The 17,921-nt window shown below is 57.3% G+C and carries 14 protein-coding genes; 5 read left to right on the top strand and 9 right to left on the bottom strand.

What is annotated here, in order from left to right:
• Nucleotides 1-136: 136 nt before the first annotated feature.
• The 3 genes from BM205_RS10050 to ilvD all read right to left on the bottom strand — a co-directional run bounded on the left by BM205_RS10050 (nucleotide 137) and on the right by ilvD (nucleotide 4,503).
• Complete coding sequence (locus tag BM205_RS10050) at nucleotides 137-1,000, bottom strand: hypothetical protein (protein WP_139227234.1); 864 nt, start codon at nucleotides 998-1,000, stop codon at nucleotides 137-139.
• A 34-nt stretch (nucleotides 1,001-1,034) separates the two neighbouring features.
• Entirely contained in the window at nucleotides 1,035-2,294 is a 1,260-nt protein-coding gene (locus BM205_RS10045; protein ID WP_092414365.1) for a TIGR03862 family flavoprotein, read from the bottom strand.
• Nucleotides 2,295-2,628: 334 nt separating this feature from the next.
• Nucleotides 2,629-4,503: a dihydroxy-acid dehydratase gene (ilvD, locus tag BM205_RS10040; RefSeq protein ID WP_092414364.1), complete on the bottom strand. Its 1,875-nt coding sequence runs from the start codon at nucleotides 4,501-4,503 to the stop codon at nucleotides 2,629-2,631.
• Nucleotides 4,504-4,819: 316 nt separating this feature from the next.
• On the opposite strand from ilvD, the gene metC reads away from it, so the two are divergent.
• Nucleotides 4,820-6,019: a cystathionine beta-lyase gene (gene metC, locus BM205_RS10035; RefSeq protein WP_092414363.1), complete on the top strand. Its 1,200-nt coding sequence runs from the start codon at nucleotides 4,820-4,822 to the stop codon at nucleotides 6,017-6,019.
• A gap of 76 nt (nucleotides 6,020-6,095) precedes the next feature.
• On the opposite strand, the gene BM205_RS10030 is transcribed toward metC, so the two are convergent.
• On the bottom strand, nucleotides 6,096-6,563 hold the full coding sequence (locus BM205_RS10030) for an Lrp/AsnC family transcriptional regulator (RefSeq protein WP_092414362.1): 468 nt from the start codon (nucleotides 6,561-6,563) through the stop codon (nucleotides 6,096-6,098).
• A 230-nt stretch (nucleotides 6,564-6,793) separates the two neighbouring features.
• On the opposite strand from BM205_RS10030, the gene BM205_RS10025 reads away from it, so the two are divergent.
• On the top strand, nucleotides 6,794-8,722 hold the full coding sequence (locus BM205_RS10025; RefSeq protein WP_175511230.1) for an autotransporter outer membrane beta-barrel domain-containing protein: 1,929 nt from the start codon (nucleotides 6,794-6,796) through the stop codon (nucleotides 8,720-8,722).
• Nucleotides 8,723-8,799: 77 nt separating this feature from the next.
• Here the strand turns inward: BM205_RS10025 and BM205_RS10020 are convergent, their stop codons facing one another.
• Both BM205_RS10020 and BM205_RS10015 read right to left on the bottom strand, forming a co-directional pair.
• A complete protein-coding gene (locus BM205_RS10020) occupies nucleotides 8,800-9,405 on the bottom strand; it encodes a DUF2242 domain-containing protein (protein WP_175511229.1) in 606 nt (201 codons plus the stop codon).
• Nucleotides 9,406-9,523: 118 nt separating this feature from the next.
• The gene (locus BM205_RS10015) at nucleotides 9,524-10,375 is read right to left on the bottom strand and encodes a metal-dependent hydrolase (RefSeq protein ID WP_254783835.1); all 852 of its coding nucleotides are present in this window, start codon (nucleotides 10,373-10,375) and stop codon (nucleotides 9,524-9,526) included.
• Nucleotides 10,376-10,506: 131 nt separating this feature from the next.
• Here BM205_RS10015 and BM205_RS10010 point away from each other — a divergent pair, with 131 nt between their 5' ends.
• The 3 genes from BM205_RS10010 to selD all read left to right on the top strand — a co-directional run bounded on the left by BM205_RS10010 (nucleotide 10,507) and on the right by selD (nucleotide 13,439).
• Entirely contained in the window at nucleotides 10,507-11,160 is a 654-nt protein-coding gene (locus BM205_RS10010) for a TetR/AcrR family transcriptional regulator (protein WP_092414358.1), read from the top strand.
• A gap of 92 nt (nucleotides 11,161-11,252) precedes the next feature.
• The gene (gene mnmH / locus BM205_RS10005; protein WP_092414357.1) at nucleotides 11,253-12,314 is read left to right on the top strand and encodes a tRNA 2-selenouridine(34) synthase MnmH; all 1,062 of its coding nucleotides are present in this window, start codon (nucleotides 11,253-11,255) and stop codon (nucleotides 12,312-12,314) included.
• A 66-nt stretch (nucleotides 12,315-12,380) separates the two neighbouring features.
• Nucleotides 12,381-13,439, top strand: a complete 1,059-nt coding sequence (gene selD / locus BM205_RS10000) for a selenide, water dikinase SelD (protein WP_092414356.1) — start codon at nucleotides 12,381-12,383, stop codon at nucleotides 13,437-13,439.
• 30 nt (nucleotides 13,440-13,469) lie between these two features.
• On the opposite strand, the gene BM205_RS09995 is transcribed toward selD, so the two are convergent.
• From BM205_RS09995 to BM205_RS09985, 3 genes are all read right to left on the bottom strand, one after another.
• Entirely contained in the window at nucleotides 13,470-14,930 is a 1,461-nt protein-coding gene (locus BM205_RS09995) for a PepSY-associated TM helix domain-containing protein (RefSeq protein ID WP_092414355.1), read from the bottom strand.
• A gap of 35 nt (nucleotides 14,931-14,965) precedes the next feature.
• Nucleotides 14,966-17,332 (bottom strand): TonB-dependent receptor, encoded by a 2,367-nt coding sequence (locus BM205_RS09990; protein ID WP_254783834.1) that lies wholly within the window; start codon nucleotides 17,330-17,332, stop codon nucleotides 14,966-14,968.
• Between the two features lie 87 nt (nucleotides 17,333-17,419).
• Complete coding sequence (locus BM205_RS09985; RefSeq protein WP_092414353.1) at nucleotides 17,420-17,803, bottom strand: DUF2946 domain-containing protein; 384 nt, start codon at nucleotides 17,801-17,803, stop codon at nucleotides 17,420-17,422.
• Nucleotides 17,804-17,921: the final 118 nt, after the last annotated feature.

The raw sequence follows: 17,921 nt of genomic DNA, 5'->3' as shown, positions 1-17,921 counted from the left end.
CTCCCAAATTAGGACTAACAGGCCCTCATATTCGGGAATAGGCGATATTGTAAGCGGAACAAAGCTTACCTGCCATTTCTTTGCAGTTTAGATCCCCCTCGCGACAGCAGGCAACCGGCTTGGCTAAACCGGAGTCTTAGCGAGGCGGCGCGCTATCCTGGAAAAACATTTCCCGCATCAGGAACTGTTGCAGTTCGGCGGTATCTTTCAAGCGGGCACTGAGCGTAATGACGCGGCCCAGGCGCTGCGAGCGCCAGGGAATGTCGGTGCTGGTTTTCTTGCGGATCATCTCTATCATTTTATTGACGATAGCCATTTCGATGCTTTCATCGCTGCCGCGTTCAACCGGGATATTCTGCTGCGCACTGCGGCTGGCGTTGGCGTTCCAGCCGCGGAAAATCAAACTGGCTCTGAACGGCGTTTTATCGCGCACTTCGAATATGCCACCGGATTTATCCTTGTCGATACCCATCCAGCCTCGTTGGGCCTGGATGTTGGCGCGGGCGATGTCGTTCGGCGATTGCGCTGCTTCTTCCACGGTCTCGCCGGCTTCGGCGCGTTCCTGGGCCTGGGCCGCTTCGCGCCGTTCGCGTGCGGCCTGGAGATGCGAAGAAAAATCCTCCTGCACCGATTGCTCGTACTTTGGCGCGTCGGGCGGCGGCGGGATGGTCGGTTGCGGTGCCGATGGCGAGACCGGCTTGCGAAGCTGTGCCTGTTTTTGCTCTGTCTTGCGTGGCTTGGGGGCGGATTTCGGCTTGGCGGGAGGCGTCTGGAGTTGCGGCGTCGGCACGCTCCTGGGCGCCGGCGCTTCGCTGATGAGCAGCAATCCCATATTGCCAGGCGATGGCGAAGAAATCGGGATCTCGACCGACAGCTTGGTCAGCAAGAACCAGATGCCGATGACGTGGACCAGGACGGAAACCAGCACGCCAACGGTCTTGGAAATGCGCCATTGACCGGCTTGCTGCTGCTCTGCCTGCGATAGTTCGCCTGGATTCACACTTCCTTCCCTCATCGATTCAGCCGTCGTCATATTATTGCAACCAGCTTAAAACGCCATTGCCGGCAGCCCGTCCTGAGGCCATGCAGGCGCTTAACAGGTAGCCGCCGGTGGGGGCTTCCCAGTCGAGCATTTCGCCGGCGCAAAAGACGCCCGGCAAGGCTTTCAACATAAGCTGCTGGTCCATGCCTTCAAATGTGACGCCGCCGGCGCTGCTGATGGCTTCATCGATAGGGCGGGCAGCCAGCAAGGTTAACGGCAATGCCTTGATGGCGTGCGCCAGAAGCAGTGGGTCCGCAAAATCGGCGGCTGAGACCAGTTCGCGCAGCAAGCCGGTTTTCACGCCTTTCAGTCCCAACCGGCTTTGCAGATGGCTAGACCAGGAACGTGCGCCGCGCGGCCGCGTTACTTCGTCGATCACCCGCTGCAAAGGCCAGTCCGGCAGCAGGTCGAGCTGAATCACCGCAGTACCGCTGGCAGAAATCCGATCACGCAAGCCGGCCGACAGGGCATAAATCAAGCTGCCCTCAATACCTTCGGCGGTAATCACGAACTCGCCTTGTTTACGCGATGGCGGTTGAGCGTCAGGGTCACCCTCATGCTGCACGGCGATGGCGACCGATTTCAAATAATCGCCGGCAAAGCGGCTACGGAAATATTCACTCCAGCCGACCTCGAATCCGCAGTTGGAGGGTTGCAGCGGGGCTATGGCAATGTCGCGCTGGCTTAACAGTGGCACCCACCTGGCATCCGAGCCCAGGCGTGCCCAGCTGCCGCCGCCTAGCGCCATCACTACGGCGTCGGCGCTGACAGCTTGTAGTCCTTGCGGGGTGTCGAAGCACAGCGTTGCGGTTTCGGTCCAGCCCAGCCAGCGATGACGCATATGAAACCGCACGCCGGCCTGGCGCAAGCGATGCAGCCATGCGCGCAGTAACGGCGCTGCTTTCATGTCGGTCGGAAACACGCGGCCGGATGAGCCGACGAAGGTTTCGATGCCCAGTCCATGGACCCATTCGCGTAACGCGTCCGGAGTGAATTGGGCCAGCAACGGCGCAATCTGCGGCGCGCGCGATCCGTAGCGGGACAGGAAGGCGTCGTAGGGTTCGGAATGGGTCAGGTTCATGCCGCCTTTACCGGCCAGCAGGAATTTGCGGCCGACCGACGGCATGGCGTCGTAAACATCCACTTGCACGCCGCCTGCAGCCAGTGCCTCGGCAGCCATCAGGCCGGCGGGGCCGCCGCCAATAATAGCGACTGTTTTTCTTTGCATTCCGGAATTATTCAACGACGTCATCTGTTGCTAGATGCCAATCCGATAGTGTAGTTTAGGGGTTAGCGTTAACGGGAAGACATGCAGGGACTGCCATAAGATTCGCCAGGGAATCGATTGCGGTAATGTCGTGCAGGATCTGCCACAGGAAACAGTTCGCAACTTTACCATATCGTGACGAAGAATATGACTTGGGGAGGAGTCTGGCGAGGTGCGAAAATTGAGCGCCAGCAAGGGAATACAAGCAAAAAGAGGCCGGTTTGCACCGGCCTCTTTTACAGAGAGTTACATTTTTATTGTTAAATAAACTTTACGACACAAGCGTTGATATACAAACCGGCGTGTCCGCTTATCGCGCTTATCGCTTCAACTGGCTGATATCGCGCACCGCGCCACGGTCGGCCGAAGTGGCCATCGCAGCGTAGGCCTGCAATGCCTGCGACACGTAACGCTGGCGGTTGACCGGCTTCCAGGCATCCTTGCCTTTGGCTTCCATCGCAGCGCGTCGTTGCGCCAGTTCGGTATCGCTGATTTTCAGGTGCATGCGGCGCTCTGGGATATCGATTTCAATGGTGTCGCCTTCTTCCACCAGGCCGATGGCGCCGCCTTCTGCCGCTTCCGGCGAGGCGTGGCCGATCACCAGACCGGACGAACCACCCGAAAAACGGCCATCGGTGAACAGCGCGCAGGATTTACCCAATCCTTTGGATTTGATATACGAAGTCGGATACAGCATTTCCTGCATGCCGGGGCCGCCTTTCGGTCCTTCGTAGCGGATGATGACGACGTCGCCGGCGTGAACCGTATCGCCTAAAATCGCTTCCACTGCATCGTCCTGGCTTTCAAAGACGCGGGCCCGGCCGCTGAACGTGAGGATGCTTTCGTCGACGCCTGCGGTTTTAACGATGCAGCCGTTTTCCGCCAGGTTACCGTACAAAACCGCCAGTCCGCCGTCTTGCGAATAGGCGTGCGCCTTGTTGCGGATACAGCCGTTGTCGCGGTCGGTATCCAGGCTGGTGAAACGCTTTTCTTGCGAAAACGCAGTCTGGGTCGGCACGCCGCCGGGAGCTGCGCTGAACAGCTTGTGCACTGCCGGATCCTGGGTTTGCGTAATGTCGTTATTGGCGATGGCGTCGGCCAGGGTCTTGGCGTGAATCGTCGGACGGCTGGTATCGAGCAAGCCGGCGCGCGCCAGTTCACCCAGGATGCTGATGATGCCGCCGGCGCGATGTACGTCTTCGATATGGTATTTGTCGGTCATCGGCGCTACCTTGCACAGGCAAGGCACATGGCGCGAGATGCGGTCGATGTCGGCCATCTTGAAATCGACTTCCGCTTCCTGCGCTGCGGCCAGCAAGTGCAGCACGGTATTGGTCGAGCCGCCCATGGCGACGTCCAGCGTCATGGCGTTTTCAAACGAAGCCTTGCTGGCGATGCTGCGTGGCAGGACCGAGTAATCGTCTTGCTCGTAGTGGCGTTTGGCCAGTTCAACGATCAGGCGTCCGGCGCGCAGGAACAATTCCTTGCGGTCGGCGTGCGTGGCGAGAATGGTGCCGTTGCCGGGCAGGGCCAGGCCGAGCGCTTCGGTCAGGCAGTTCATCGAGTTGGCGGTAAACATACCCGAACAGGAGCCGCAGGTCGGGCAGGCCGAGCGTTCGATTTCAGCGATGTCGGCATCGCTGACCGAGGCGTCGCCAGCCTTGATCATGGCGTCGACCAGGTCGATCTTGAAAATCTTTTGATCGATCACGGCAACACCTGGCAGCTTTTCAACTACCTTGCCGGCTTCCATCGGGCCGCCGGAAACGAACACTACCGGGATGTTCAGGCGCATTGCCGCCATCAACATGCCAGGGGTGATTTTGTCGCAATTGGAGATGCACACCATCGCGTCGGCGCAATGGGCGTTGACCATGTACTCGACCGAATCGGCGATCAGTTCACGCGACGGCAGCGAGTACAGCATACCGCCATGGCCCATGGCGATGCCGTCATCGACCGCAATCGTATTGAATTCCTTGGCGACGCCGCCGGCTGCTTCGATCTCGCGCGCAACCATCTGGCCCAGATCCTTCAGGTGGACGTGGCCCGGGACGAATTGGGTAAACGAGTTGACCACGGCGATGATCGGCTTGTCGAAATCGCCGTCTTTCATGCCTGTGGCGCGCCACAGGGCGCGGGCGCCGGCCATGTTGCGGCCGTGGGTGGTGGTGCGGGAACGATATTGCGGCATGATTTACATCTCCAGAAATAATGGCTTTGGGGCTATTGCTAGAGTGCCTTGCCCATAACGCCATGTCAAATATATGATTTGTGCGGTATTAATATGATTTGCATATATATCGCGTTTGATATTTTACGGATGACTAAGTGGCAAGCTGCGGATTTTCTTGTTGTTGTGTGAATAATTTCTTTTAATTGTGTAAATATTAGAAAATTATTCTAATAAATCCTTATTTGAAGGGGTTTGTTGCAATAATTTTCCACGTCCACAACTCTACAATAGTCCCAGGTAATCTCGCCGTACAGTTCAGCATGGAGTACTTCTTATGTCTTCCGATAATTCTTCAGGTTCGCCGGCCACGCATGTCGATACGCAGTTGGTGCATTGCGGCCGCGAGCCGGCGCGTTTCGCGGGAATGGTTAATACGCCGGTGTTCCGCGGTTCGACCATCATCGCCAACAACCTGGAAGACTGGGAAGCCAGCCGCCAGATCGACAATCCGATGTCCAACTACGGCCGTTTCGGCACGCCGACCACCCGATCTTTCGAACAGGCGATCGTGACGCTGGAAGGCGGCCACAACTGCCTGGTGTTCCCATCGGGGTTATCTGCCTGTACCCATAGCATCATGGCTTTCGTCAAAAGCGGCGACCACGTGCTGATTACCGACAGCGTGTATGGCCCGACCCGGACCTTTGCCGATCGCGTACTGCGCCGCATGGGCATTGAAGTGGAGTATTTCGATCCTTTGATCGGCGGCGAAATCCGTACCTTGCTGCGGCCGAATACCAGCGTGGTGTTTGTCGAGTCGCCTGGATCGTGGACCTTCGAGGTGCAGGATATTCCGGCCATCGCCGAAGAAGCGCATAAAGTCGGCGCCTACGTATTGCTCGACAATACCTGGGCCACGCCGCTGTTTTTCAAACCGTTCGAACACGGCGTCGATGTGTCGATCCACGCCGCTACCAAATACATCGTCGGTCACTCGGATGCGTTGCTGGGTGTCGCCAGCGCCAATGAACGGGCCTGGTGCATCCTCAAGCACGGCGCCCACGATTTCGGCCAGACTGCCGGCCCGGACGATATCTACCTGGCCTTGCGCGGCATGCGCAGCATGGCGGTGCGCCTGCGTCAGCACTGGGAGAGCGGTATCCAGCTGGCGGAATACCTGCGCACGCAGCCGCTGGTCGAGCGGGTACTGCATCCGGCGTTGCCATCCGATCCCGGCCATAAGCTGTGGAAACGCGATTTCCTTGGCGCCAGCGGCTTGTTCACGGTTGAATTGAAAGAGGTCGGCCGTCCTGCACTGTCTAAATTCTTTGAAAGCTTGCAGTTGTTCGGCATCGGCTTGTCGTGGGGCGGTTTTGAAAGCCTGGCGTTACCGCTGGACAAGCCGCCAACCCGGGTAGCCTCGGCGACGACTTACCAGAATCCGCTGGTGCGGGTGCATGTCGGCCTGGAACATATCGATGATCTGATGGCCGACATGGGACAGGCTTTCAAACGCATGGAGCAGGCGCTGTAATGGGAACCTCTCCGTCATCCCCGCGTTCGCGGGGATGACGGAGTTTTTAAAGATCATCTAAAAGGCGCAGGTTGCATCAGTCCAATCCGACATAATCAAGCGGCAACGCAGTGGTGTGCTTGATTTGTTCCATCGCGAAGCTGGCGTTGACGTCGAACAGGGCGTTCGACTGCGTCAGCTTCTGATATACCGCGTCGTAGGCGGCGATGTTCGGCACCACGACCCGCAACAGGTAATCGATGTTGCCGCTCATGCGGTAAAACTCCACCACCTCGGGAATCAGTTTTACCGTGTTGCTGAATTGGGCGTACCAGTTGGCGTTATGCTGATTGGTCTTGATCGACACGAATACCGTCACGCCGACATTCAGTTTTTCGGCATCCAGCAGCGCCACCCGGCGCAATACCACCCCATCTTCTTCCAGTTTCTGTATGCGGCGCCAGCACGGCGTCGATGACAGATTGACCTTCTCGGCGATTTCCGCCACCGGCGTGCTGGCGTCTTCTTGCAATATGGCGAGAATTTGTTTGTCTATTTTATCCATGGTCGGTTTGAATGTAGAGGGCGGCCTGCATCAGTTTTTTTGCGGCGAACGTAACACAGTTTGGCACAAATGGTGCGAAAACCAACCTGTATGACATCGGGGTCGGTGATGCGTACGCAACGCCGTTGTATTCCGAATGTTTTGTCTATGCAGTTTGATTGACAACGATGGCGGGGTGGAAGATATTAACTGCGCAATATCTACAAATACAAGACAAGAAGGAGACACAATTGCAATCATCTTTACCCAAATTCCGCCTGCGCCCCATGGCCCGTGCATTGACGATGGCGACGCGCACCGTGGCAGTATTCGGCGCCGGCTTTATCATTTGTGCGCCGGCAAGCGCCGCGAACTTTTCCCAGATGGTGTTTTTCGGCGACTCGTTGACCGATAGCGGGTATTTTACCGGTGTCGGCCAGCAGCGATCGTTCACCACCAACCCCGATCCGGTCTGGGCGCAAATCGTGGCGCACAAATACGGCACGACCGCCAATCCCGCCGCGGTACTGACGCCGTCCGGCGTGCAGCCTGCGGGCGGTACCGACTATGCTGTCGGCGGCGCCCGCGTGACCAGCCAGAACGGCTGGCCTGATGCTGCCACAGCACCTTTGGTGCCGACGGTGACTAGCCAGGTCCAGGGTTATCTGGCCGCCAATCCAAGATTGGACAGCAAGGGCCTGTATGCGGTCTGGGCCGGCGCCAACGATATCTTCGGCTACACCCAGACGAATATCGCCGGTTTGCTGAATCCGGCAACGCAAACGGCGACCGCGGTACAGACCATTCAACAAGTTGCCGGAGAAGCCGGCAATGTGGCGGGCCTGGTCAAGCAATTGCAGCAAGCCGGCGCCGGCACCGTGATCGTGATCAATTTACCGGACGTCGGCCGCACTCCCGAGGGATCGGCGATTCCGGCACTGTCTGCCTTGTGGACGGCGGCTTCGACCAGTTTCAATGCAAGCCTGAACAGCAGCTTGAGCGGCCTGGGCGGCAATATCGTTGCGCTCAACGCCTTCGGCGCGTTGCATGAAGTGATCGCCAATCCAGGTTTGTACGGCTTTACCAACGTCACGACGCCGGCCTGCACCACCAGTTCTTCAGGGAATTGCACGACTGCGACCCTGGTTGCGCCGAATGCCAATAAGACCTACCTGTTCGCTGACGGCGTTCATCCAACCGGCGCCGGCCATGCCCTCCTGGCGCAGTATGTTGAATCGGTATTGCAGGCTCCGGGCCAGATCGGCATGCTGGCGGAAGCGCCGCTGGCCGGCGCTCAGACTTTCACCCGCGTGATCGATGACCGTCTGCGCCTGACGCCGCGGGCGGGGCAGGTCGAAGCTTATGCGGCGTATGACAATACCCACCAAAGCCTCGATCACAACGGCAATAATCCTGGCCTGGACGGTTCCTCCAACAGCTTGTCGGTTGGCGTCGACTATGCGGTCAATCAAAACGTTACGGTTGGCGGCGCTTTCGGCTTTGCCCATAACCGGGCGAATTTCGGCAGCGATACCGGCGGCTTCAAACTGGATCAAGCCATGCTGTCGGCCTATACCCAATACCGCGACGGCGCCTGGGCGCTTAACGGCATCGGCATGGTCGGTTCGCTGCAGTACAAGGACGTGACGCGTAACATTGCGTTGGGAGCGGCTACCCGCGCCGAAACCGGCAGCACCAATGGTCATCAGTTCGTGTTGCGTGTAGGCGGCCAATACGATTTCGACCTTGGCGCAGCAGTCCTGAGCCCGGTCGGTACGTTGACCTGGCAACAAGTCAATGTTGGCGGTTACATGGAAAATGGCAACGACAGCACCGCGATGAATTTTCAATCGCAGACGCGCAACTCGCTAGTCTCCAGCCTGGGCGCGCAAATCAGCAGCAAGCTGGCGCTGGGTAAATATACGGTGCAACCGTTTGCCAAACTGGCGTGGGAAAAAGAGTTTGATGACAGTGAGCGCGATGTGCGCGCCAATGTCGTCGGCATGGCCGGCAGCTTCGGTTTACCTGCCTATCTGGGGCCGTCCAACAGCGCACGCCTGGAACTTGGCGCCAGCATTGCATTGGCGACCGATTTCAGCGCTTATGCCAGTTATAGCGGCCAGTTTGCCGGCGGTAACAAGACCAACTCTTTCCAGGTGGGCTTGAAGAAAGCGTTTTAAGCAACACGCTGAAGTTTTGAATAGAGGTTGTAGGCCGCCAGTGTTTCATACATTGGCGGCCTTTTTCCTGGGCGGTGTTATTCGGAGGTTTTTGCCGAAGGTTTGACCGGCAGCACCGGCTTATCCTCGAAATCCGCAACCGGCAAACCACTGTCAAGACCCAGGTAGTGTTCAATCAAGCCGAAGAAGCGGTCATAGAATTGGCCGGCTGGAATCGTCTCGCTGGCGACCTTGACTAATGAGTCGGAGGTGCTGCCAATCGGCATCGATACCGAACCCAGCACGCTCAGGCCGACACTGGCGGAGTTGTTGGTTTTTTTGAGCGCGTAACGATCCTGGGTGGCGCTGACAAACAACGTGGTGCTTTTGCCCTGCTTGCCGTTGGCGGCGCAGACCACATGGAATTCGATTTCCACGTGCACGTCGCTTTCCGGCTGGAAGTGCTTGTGGCCGTCGACCAGATCGTCTTTGGCCTGTTTGATGATGTAACCCTGGCTCAGCAAGGTACGGCGCGCCGCTTCGCAGGTAGCCGGAGCAGAGGTGGCGAAATCGTGGGAAAACGTGCTGGTTTCGCTGAATTCCTCGCCTTGATAGACCGTTGGCTTGGTGGTCGAGCAGGCGGCAAGGGCGCCAGCCAGCAAAACCGGCAGCGTGGCGCGCGAAAAGCTGTACATCCTGGACATAAACGAAAACTCCTTGATTCGACTAAAGGCTAAATTAAAGCGGCGCTGGCATTTTAGTCCATCGCGCGTTCAATATTCAGGCGATTCGACAGAAGTTCAGGAGTTTCGTTGCAATTGCTCAAGCCTCTTTCGGCCCGCGCACGATGGAATAATGCTCAGAATTGGCGGTCAGCCATTGTGTGGCCAGTTCCCGGTTGTCATGCTGCCAAGGATGAAATTCGCGTTTCAGGTAGCTGAGCAAAGGGATCGCAGTAAGCCAAACCAGGCCGTGGCGGCCAAAAAAGAAGCGTGCAGCATCGATCCAGATGCCGGGTTTGAACAAAACCCCGTCATGCCAGAGATTGTTGATGGTTTGTCTGGTTGCCATCACATTAAGGCGCATCATGGCAAAAGCATACCAGCGCACCCGTTTCCTGTAGCTGCCGCCTAACGCGCGGTACAAGTCGAAAGCAACCGCCTTGTGCTCGGTTTCTTCCACCGCATGCCAGCGCCACAGGGTTGCCAGCATCGGGTCTGCACCTTCCAGTACTGCGGGGTAGCGCAAGGTCAGATCGGCCAGCACCGCGGTGTAATGTTCAAAGGCGGCGGTAACGGCCAGCTTGCTTATTGCCGGCACATTACGCTTGTTGCCTAAGGCGATCATGTCGGCGGCCCAGTGTTGCCAGTGATTGACCAGCCCTTGTTTTTCCAGCTCTGCGTTGTACAAGGTATGCACCCGGCGGTGGGTAGCTTCCTGGCCGACAAAATCCTGGATGGTGGCGTGCAGGGACGCGTATCTGGCTTCCTTCGGCAGGGACGACGCGGAGGCGCGCACGGAGTCGATGAACTCTTGTTCGCCGACCGGAAAGCTCATCGACAAGGCATTGAAGAATTGCGTGCGGAAAGCTTTGCCAGCCAGCCAGTGGCGTGGGAAGCCTTGCGACAGGTCTACCAATAGTTTTCTTACCATTAATGGATTGGATGTGTTCACGGACTGCCTTTATGGAATAGCGATATCAGGTAACAATATAAGGTAACGATAGATGCATCGATAGAAGTACTATACTGAGCTTTATTCAGTTTTCAAACTCGCAAGTTGCTCAGTTTTCGACAGGTGTCTACATGGCCAAGCCCAATCCTGCTTCTTCCTCTGAAATCATGCGAAAACTGCCCACGCAAGAGCGCGCGCAGCGCACCATCGAGACTATTTTTCAGACCACTGCTCACATTTTGGAAAGCGAAGGCGAAGCCGGCCTGACTACCAATAAAGTGGCGGCAAAGGCCGGGTTTTCGATTGGCACGCTGTATCAGTATTTCCCGAGCAAGGAGGCCATATTGACAGCGCTAATCGCGCGCGAGCGGCGGCGCGTGATGGATGAGCTCGATGCACTGATGGAAAGCGCCGAGAACCAGATAGACCAGCTCGAACCGAAAACCTTCCTGCGCCAGTTCATCCGCATCAATATCGACGGTCTGGGCAGCGGCAGAAGCGCCAAGCGCGCGATGATACGTTTTGCCTGGCAACACGATCATCACGAAGATATTACCCAGGCCTTGCGCGAGACGGCGGAACGGATTGCCATCAGTATGCAAAGAATCCACCATCCAAAGCTGAGGCCGCCGACGCCTGCCATGATGTTCGTGGTTACCCGGGCCGTTATCGGCGCCATCCGCAGCGCTTCGCTGGAAAAATCGCCGCTGCTCGGCAGCATTGAGTTTGAAGATGAGCTGGTGCGGCTGGCCTGGGGCATGTTGTCGCAGCAGGATGATTCCTGATGAATACGTGCAATTTAATGGAGCCGGGTAAATGCTTATAATGCATGACGACGGTCGCTCCGCCAGCCCAAAATTGATTTAGAAAAACGCGAATGAAATACCCTGCATTGCTTTCTTTTCAAGAAATCCTTCCTCAACTCAAGCAATTCGATGCCATTATCGATGTCCGTAGCCAGTCGGAATTTGCCGAGGACCATATTCCCGGCGCCATCAATTGCCCGGTGCTGGACGACGCGCAGAGGGTGCAGGTGGGGACCATGTATAAGCAGGTCAATGCATTTGAAGCGAAAAAGCTGGGCGCGGTACTGGTCGGGCGCAATATTGCATCCCATATTGAAACGCTGTTTTTCGATAAGCCGCGCGAATGGGCGCCTTTGGTTTATTGCTGGCGCGGCGGCAACAGAAGTAGCGCCATGGCGCACGTCATGGCAAAAATCGGCTGGCCGGTGGTGCAACTCGATGGCGGTTACCAGACCTATCGCAGATACGTCAACGCCAGCCTGGCCGAGTTGCCGCAGCGTTTCCGGTTCAAGGTGATTTGCGGTCCTACCGGCAGCGGCAAGAGCCGCTTGCTGCAAGTGCTGGCGCAGCAGGGCTCGCAAGTACTCGACCTGGAACAGATGGCGGCGCATCGCGGTTCGGTGCTGGGCAATTTGCCGACCGAACTGCAGCCTTCGCAAAAGACTTTCGAGAGCCGTATCTGGGATGCACTACAGCGTTTCGATCCGCAGTATCCGGTATTTGTCGAATCCGAGAGCAAGAAGGTTGGCAATCTGCGGGTGCCGGAAGTGTTGATGGACATCGTGCGCAGCTCGCCATGTTTTGCGGTTGCGCTGTCGCGGCCGGATCGCGTGCGGTTGCTGCTGGAAGATTATGCCCACTTCGTGACCGATCCCGCTTTGCTGAATACCCAGCTGGCTTGCCTGACCTACGTCCATGGGCGCGAGAAGGTCGCTTACTGGCAGCAGCTGAGTTCATCCGGCCGGATCGAGGAACTGGTTGATGAGCTATTGCTGAAACATTATGATCCGGCCTACGGGCAATCGATCAAGCGAAATTTCGATCAGTTTTCCGAGGCGCGGATACTGGATCTTCCTGATATTTCAGACGCCACTTTTCAACGCGTGGCAAGACAGCTGCATCAGGACAAGTAAGCAAATAAGCCCGGATGAGGCGTATGCTTCATTTACATTCTTTACAGACTCAATTCCAGGATCTCTATGCCCGATCTCGCTGAACCAAACATCAAGCTGACTTCCTTTTCACACGGCGGCGGTTGCGGCTGCAAGATCGCGCCGGGGGTGTTGGCGGAAATCCTCAAGAACTCAAATGGCTTCCCGGTGCCGAAAGAATTGATGGTGGGGATTGAAACCGCCGACGATGCCGCTGTCTACAAGCTCAACGATGAGCAGGCCTTGATTGCGACCACCGATTTCTTCATGCCGATCGTCGACGATCCCTATGATTTCGGCCGCATCGCCGCCACCAACGCCATTTCGGACGTGTATGCCATGGGCGGCACACCGATCATGGCGCTGGCCCTGGTCGGCATGCCGATCGACAAATTGCCGGTGGAAGTCATCGGCAAGATTCTGCGGGGCGGCGAGTCTATCTGTGCGGAGGCAGGCATCCCGATTGCCGGCGGCCACACCATCGATTCGGTCGAGCCGATCTATGGCCTGGTGGTGCTGGGCCTGGTCCATCCGTCCAAGGTCAAGCGCAATGCCGGCGCCAAGGCTGGCGATAAACTCATATTGGGCAAACCGATCGGTGTCGGCATTTTGTCGGCAGCATTGAAAAAAGACAAGCTGGACGCCGCCGGTTATGCGGCGCTCATCAGCAACACCACCAAACTGAATAAGCCGGGCCGCTTGTTGTCTGAGCTGGCTGGGGTTAACGCGTTGACCGATGTCACCGGTTTCGGATTACTGGGGCATATGCTGGAACTGGCGCGCGCTGCGAAGTTATCGGCCAGGCTCGAAATGGGATCGATCCCTTTGTTGCCGCAAGTGCAGCAACTGGCCGAGCAGGGATATATCACCGGCGCCTCCGGCCGTAACTGGAGCGGCTACGGGCATGACGTGACGCTGGCCGACAGCATTACTCCGGTACAGCGCAGCTTGCTGAGCGACCCGCAGACATCGGGCGGCTTGCTGGTTTCTTGCGATCCCGCGGCGGTGGAACAGGTGCTGGAGCTGTTCCGGCGCGAAGGTTTTGCCGACGCTGCTGTCATTGGTGAAATGGCGGCAGGCGGCAATCGTGTGGAAGTGGTTTCCTGACCGGGTTTGGGTTCTAGCGGTTCAGGACATTCAGGCCCGCTTCCTGAAAAACAGCGTGTCGCCCAGCCATACGGCAAGCATCGTCGCTCCCATCAGTGGAAAGATGATGCCGAGGATCGCCATATAGCTTTTCCAGCGTTTGATCGACGGTGTCGGCTGCAGTACGCGCTTTGGAGCCCCTATGGAGTTTTGCGGGCGCCGCTTCCACCACATCACGAATCCGGTAACCGCCATTCCCAGCAAGGTCAATGAGATAACTGCGCAAATCAGCTGGTTCGCCAAGCCGAAATATTCCCCCATATGCAGGGCGACGCCCAAGGTTACTAACTTGGAGACCGGGCTGTAATCGGAAAAGCGCAGGTCTTTCATGATTTTTCCGCTGTACTGGTCGATATGCAGCGTGCGTTGCCGATCAAGATCCGAACGCACGAATTCCCCGGCGCCCGGTGCATAGGATGCAGTGAAAACATCGGTGCCTTTACCTGGCAACGCGAGTTGATAGGTCTGCATGCCGTTGTGTCCAGCGATCGCCACGACCTGATCGATTGCCAGCGGTTGATGCTGCATGGTCTGATGAATGAGCTGTGACATCGGCACTGTAGTAGCGCCTACAGCCCACGGGATCTCGGCAAGAGGCAGATCTTGCATCTTCTTCGGCACGGCTGGCATGTCGGGCATGCTCGCCATTGCGCCATGGTCGCCTGCGGGCGCATCCGCCCCGTGGACGTGAGCGCTCTTGGCTGCTGCTGGCGGCTGTGCAAAGCTGGCCCAGGTGACTACAGCCTGAAAATTCTTGCCCCAGAAGCTGGACCACGGTAAGCCGCTCATGATGAAGAACACCGCGCCGATCGAGACCCAGATACCGATCACCAGATGTAACTCGCGCCAGATCGCCCGTCCACGCAAGCCGAGGCGTGGCAACAAAGTACCCCACACCGAAAATTGCTTGCGCGGCCACCACAAGGCGATGCCGGTGCCGACCATGATCAGGGTCCAGCAGGCCGCCAGTTCCATCAGCCAGCCGCCCCATCTTCCCAGCAGTAAATCGCGATGGATCTGGCGCACCTGTTTCATCAGCCTGTGTTCGACGCTGAGCGTGCCCAGCACCTGGCCGGTGTACGGATTGACATACACGCTGCTGCTGTCGCCGGAAGGCAGGCGAAACACCGCTTCGGTGCTGCGCCTCGGATCCTGGCTGACGGCAATCGAGCTGGCCGTTGCATCCGGCGGCAGCGCGGTGGCGGCGATGCTGAGCAGTTTGTCGTAGCCAAGCCTGGCCTGCGTGCTGGCGGGCACGAACAATTTGTCGCCGTACAAAACGTTTTCTATTTGCGGTTTGAAAACGTAGATTGCGCCGGTAATCGCCAGCACGATTAAAAAAGGCATCACGAACAAGCCGGCATAAAAATGCCAGCGCCAAAGGATGCGGTAATTGCGGGAGGAGACTGAAGCTGTCTCATCTTGCGCTTGTTGCTCAATGATTGTTTGCATGACTGTTCCTTGCTAAAAATGATGGCTCGACTCGATCACAGGCTGACCTTGGCTTCCAGGTAGAACGTCCGGCCCGGGTAAGGGTAGTAGACGTAGTAGCGGCGGTTGGTCAGGTTGTCTATGCCGAGTCCCAGCTCGGTATTTTTAGTCGGCTTGAATGTCAGTTTGGTGTCGAATACCAGGAACGAGCTGGTGCCGCCGAAGGTGTCCGGGTTGATGTCGGTATTGGTCAGCGTGTTGTATTGCCGCCCCGAATAGCGTCCCGCCAGCATCACGTTGGCCTGGTCGTTGATGCGGTAACTGCCCACCAGGTTGCTGCGCCACAAAGGGATGCGGTAAAAGTTCTTGCCGACGGTAGCCGGATTTTTGCTGTTTTCCAGGATGATCGATCTGGTGTAGCCGACGCTGGCGCTCAGATCCAGTCCGCGCAGTAAAACGTCTTCGGCCGAATAGCTGAACTCGATCCCGCGCGAGCGTACCCGGTCTATATTCTGGATACTGGTAACGTTGGGGAACACTGTCGTGTTGGTCTGGCTGAACAAGGTGTTCTTCACGTCGTCTTCAAACAAAGACATACGCAGCACGCCGTTGAAATGCGACCATTCTGCACTCAGCTCTTTCGCCAGATCGTTTTCCGGTTTGAGATTCGGATCGTTGTTGACCAGCGTGGAGCCGGTCAGGCTGCCCTGGAACAGTTCACTGACGGTGGGGAAGCGATAGGCGCGCCCGGTAGAGAAGCGAATTGTCAGGTCGGATGTAGCCTGATAGGACAATGCCGCCTTGGGCGACCAGTACGACAAGTTGCGATTGTCGTAGCGCTGGGCCGCAGCGCTGGTCGCGCGTGCGCCATCATAAGCGCGCCAGTCTTCATGGCGCAAGCCGTAGGTCAGCTTCCAGAGCTGGCTCAATTGCCAGGCGTCTTGCGCAAACAGGGCCTGGGTTTCAGTCTTGCCGGCAAAAGCATTGTTGAAGCTGCCGCCATCGTTGCTGCGCCAGTTGCTCAGGTTGAGCGTGGTATTTTCCAGGAAATAATTATCGTAGTGGTAGCCGAAAGTCAGCCAATGGCTGCCGGCGTTGATGGTTGCCGGTTTGTAGTCGGCCATCAGGTCCAGAGTTTTCCAGCCCGAACCGTCGCCGTAGGTGGCGACACCGCTGAGATTGCTGGCTAGTCCGCTGCTGGCAGATCTGGAAATGCTCTTCGAGACATCGAAATACGATGCAATCGCCGAGTAGTTCCAGCCGCTGGCGTTACGGGTTTTTAGCGTCAAACCATACAGCTGGTTCTCGCTTTCGCTGGCAGCCGGCGCGAAGAACGATGCCGGCAGGTTGTATTGATAGCCGCCGATATTGACCAGGCCTGAATACACGGGATTGCCGTTGGCGTCGCGCAAGAAGGTCTGGGTACTGTTGCTTACCTGCTGGCGCCAATAGCCGAAAGTGAGGCCGGCCTGCAGTACCGGCGATATATCGTAGACGGCCTTGAACTTGAACAGATCCTGCACCGCGCGCTCGGCGCCCTCGGCATTGACGCCGAAGATGGTGGCCGGAGCGCCGTTAGGGTCGGTATATGAATAAGCGCCAGTGACCGGAATCGCAGCGGCAGTCGCAACTTGCGTAGAGCGCGGCTGGCTGGCATAGACGAATGGCTGACCGGCATTGCTGAGATGGTCTATGCCAAGCAGGAAGGACAGGTCGCCTACCTTGTTGCCGATAGCCGCCGTGCTTTTATTGCCGTCGAAATGACGGTCGACGCCGAACAGGTTGAACTGTTGGCTGAAGACTTGTGCCTTGGCCATCGCTTCCAGTTTTGTCGGCATCTTGGTGGTGATCGCTACCGTAGCCCCCATGGAATTGCCCGGATACAGTGCAGAAAACGGGCCGTAGATCACATCCACCTGCGCAATATCTTCCGGAAAAACCATGGACCAGCGCGGTGGGAAGCTATGTGTGTTACCCATGAAATTGCTGAGCAGCAGGCCATCCGCATACACCAGGCCGCGCGCGGTCTGGGAAGTACCGTTGCCGCGCACCGAGATGGTGGCATTCTCATCGCCGATGAAGCGTTTGCGAATTGCCATGTTCGGCATGTATTTCAACGCGTCTTCGGTATTGACGATATTGAGATTCTCCAATTGCGCCGCGGTGATGCGTTCACTGCTGGCGGGCAGGTTGGGATCAAGCACCCGCTTTTCCCTGGCGGCGGTGACAAACACCTCGTGCACTGCGTGGACATCATCCTCGGCCGCCCATGCGCTTTGCGACAGCATGGGCAGGGCGAGCATGAGGGATAGCGGCAGCGGCCGCATCGACGTGGATAATCTCGACGACTGTCTTGATAGATGCCGCGACGACAAGTAGCGGCGCGTTGAAACACTCTTGGTTTGCGTGAGCAAATCAAACATAAATTCCCCTGGACTTCAAACGATAATCGTCCCCGGATTGCAGGTGCAACCGGAGCTAGGCGGCATCTCGGATGCCGGTAATGGAAATCAGGAAAGAGTCAGGGGAGGGTCGAGCGGGTGAGTCTGCCCGCGGAACGGGCGTGGCGGGATGTAGCTATATAGCGGCAGGCCGGTATGCTCGGCGACCGTGGCGCGTATCGGCAGCAAATCGAAAGAAACCGCCGGCGGCGGGCTATTGGCCAGCAAAGTACAGTAGCCGCAAGCATTCCAGTGATCGGCGCTCGGCGCAGAAGACTTGCCGCTGTCAGCCGGATCGACATGCACCAGTCCGGCCGCGGTGCAAATCTCGTTGTATATCTGTATCGTTCCCGCGGCCTTGAGAGACTGCGAAACCGTCGGCATGAGGATCCCCAGCCAGATGGCAAACAGGCAAGCCCAGACAACGAGTTTTTGACGGCGGATACGTAACATGGGTGATTTACGAGGATTTCAACACCGGAGAGGTGAGATGCGAAGCGGATTATATCGCGATGGCAATAAGTGGACTATATGGAAAGATTGTATTGGCTTTGAAGGGCGGACATTGGCG

The organism is Collimonas sp. OK307 (assembly GCF_900113705.1).
GTDB lineage: Bacteria > Pseudomonadota > Gammaproteobacteria > Burkholderiales > Burkholderiaceae_D > Collimonas.
Note: the sequence above shows the minus strand (reverse complement) of the source record. Positions and strands in the feature narration are given on the sequence as shown.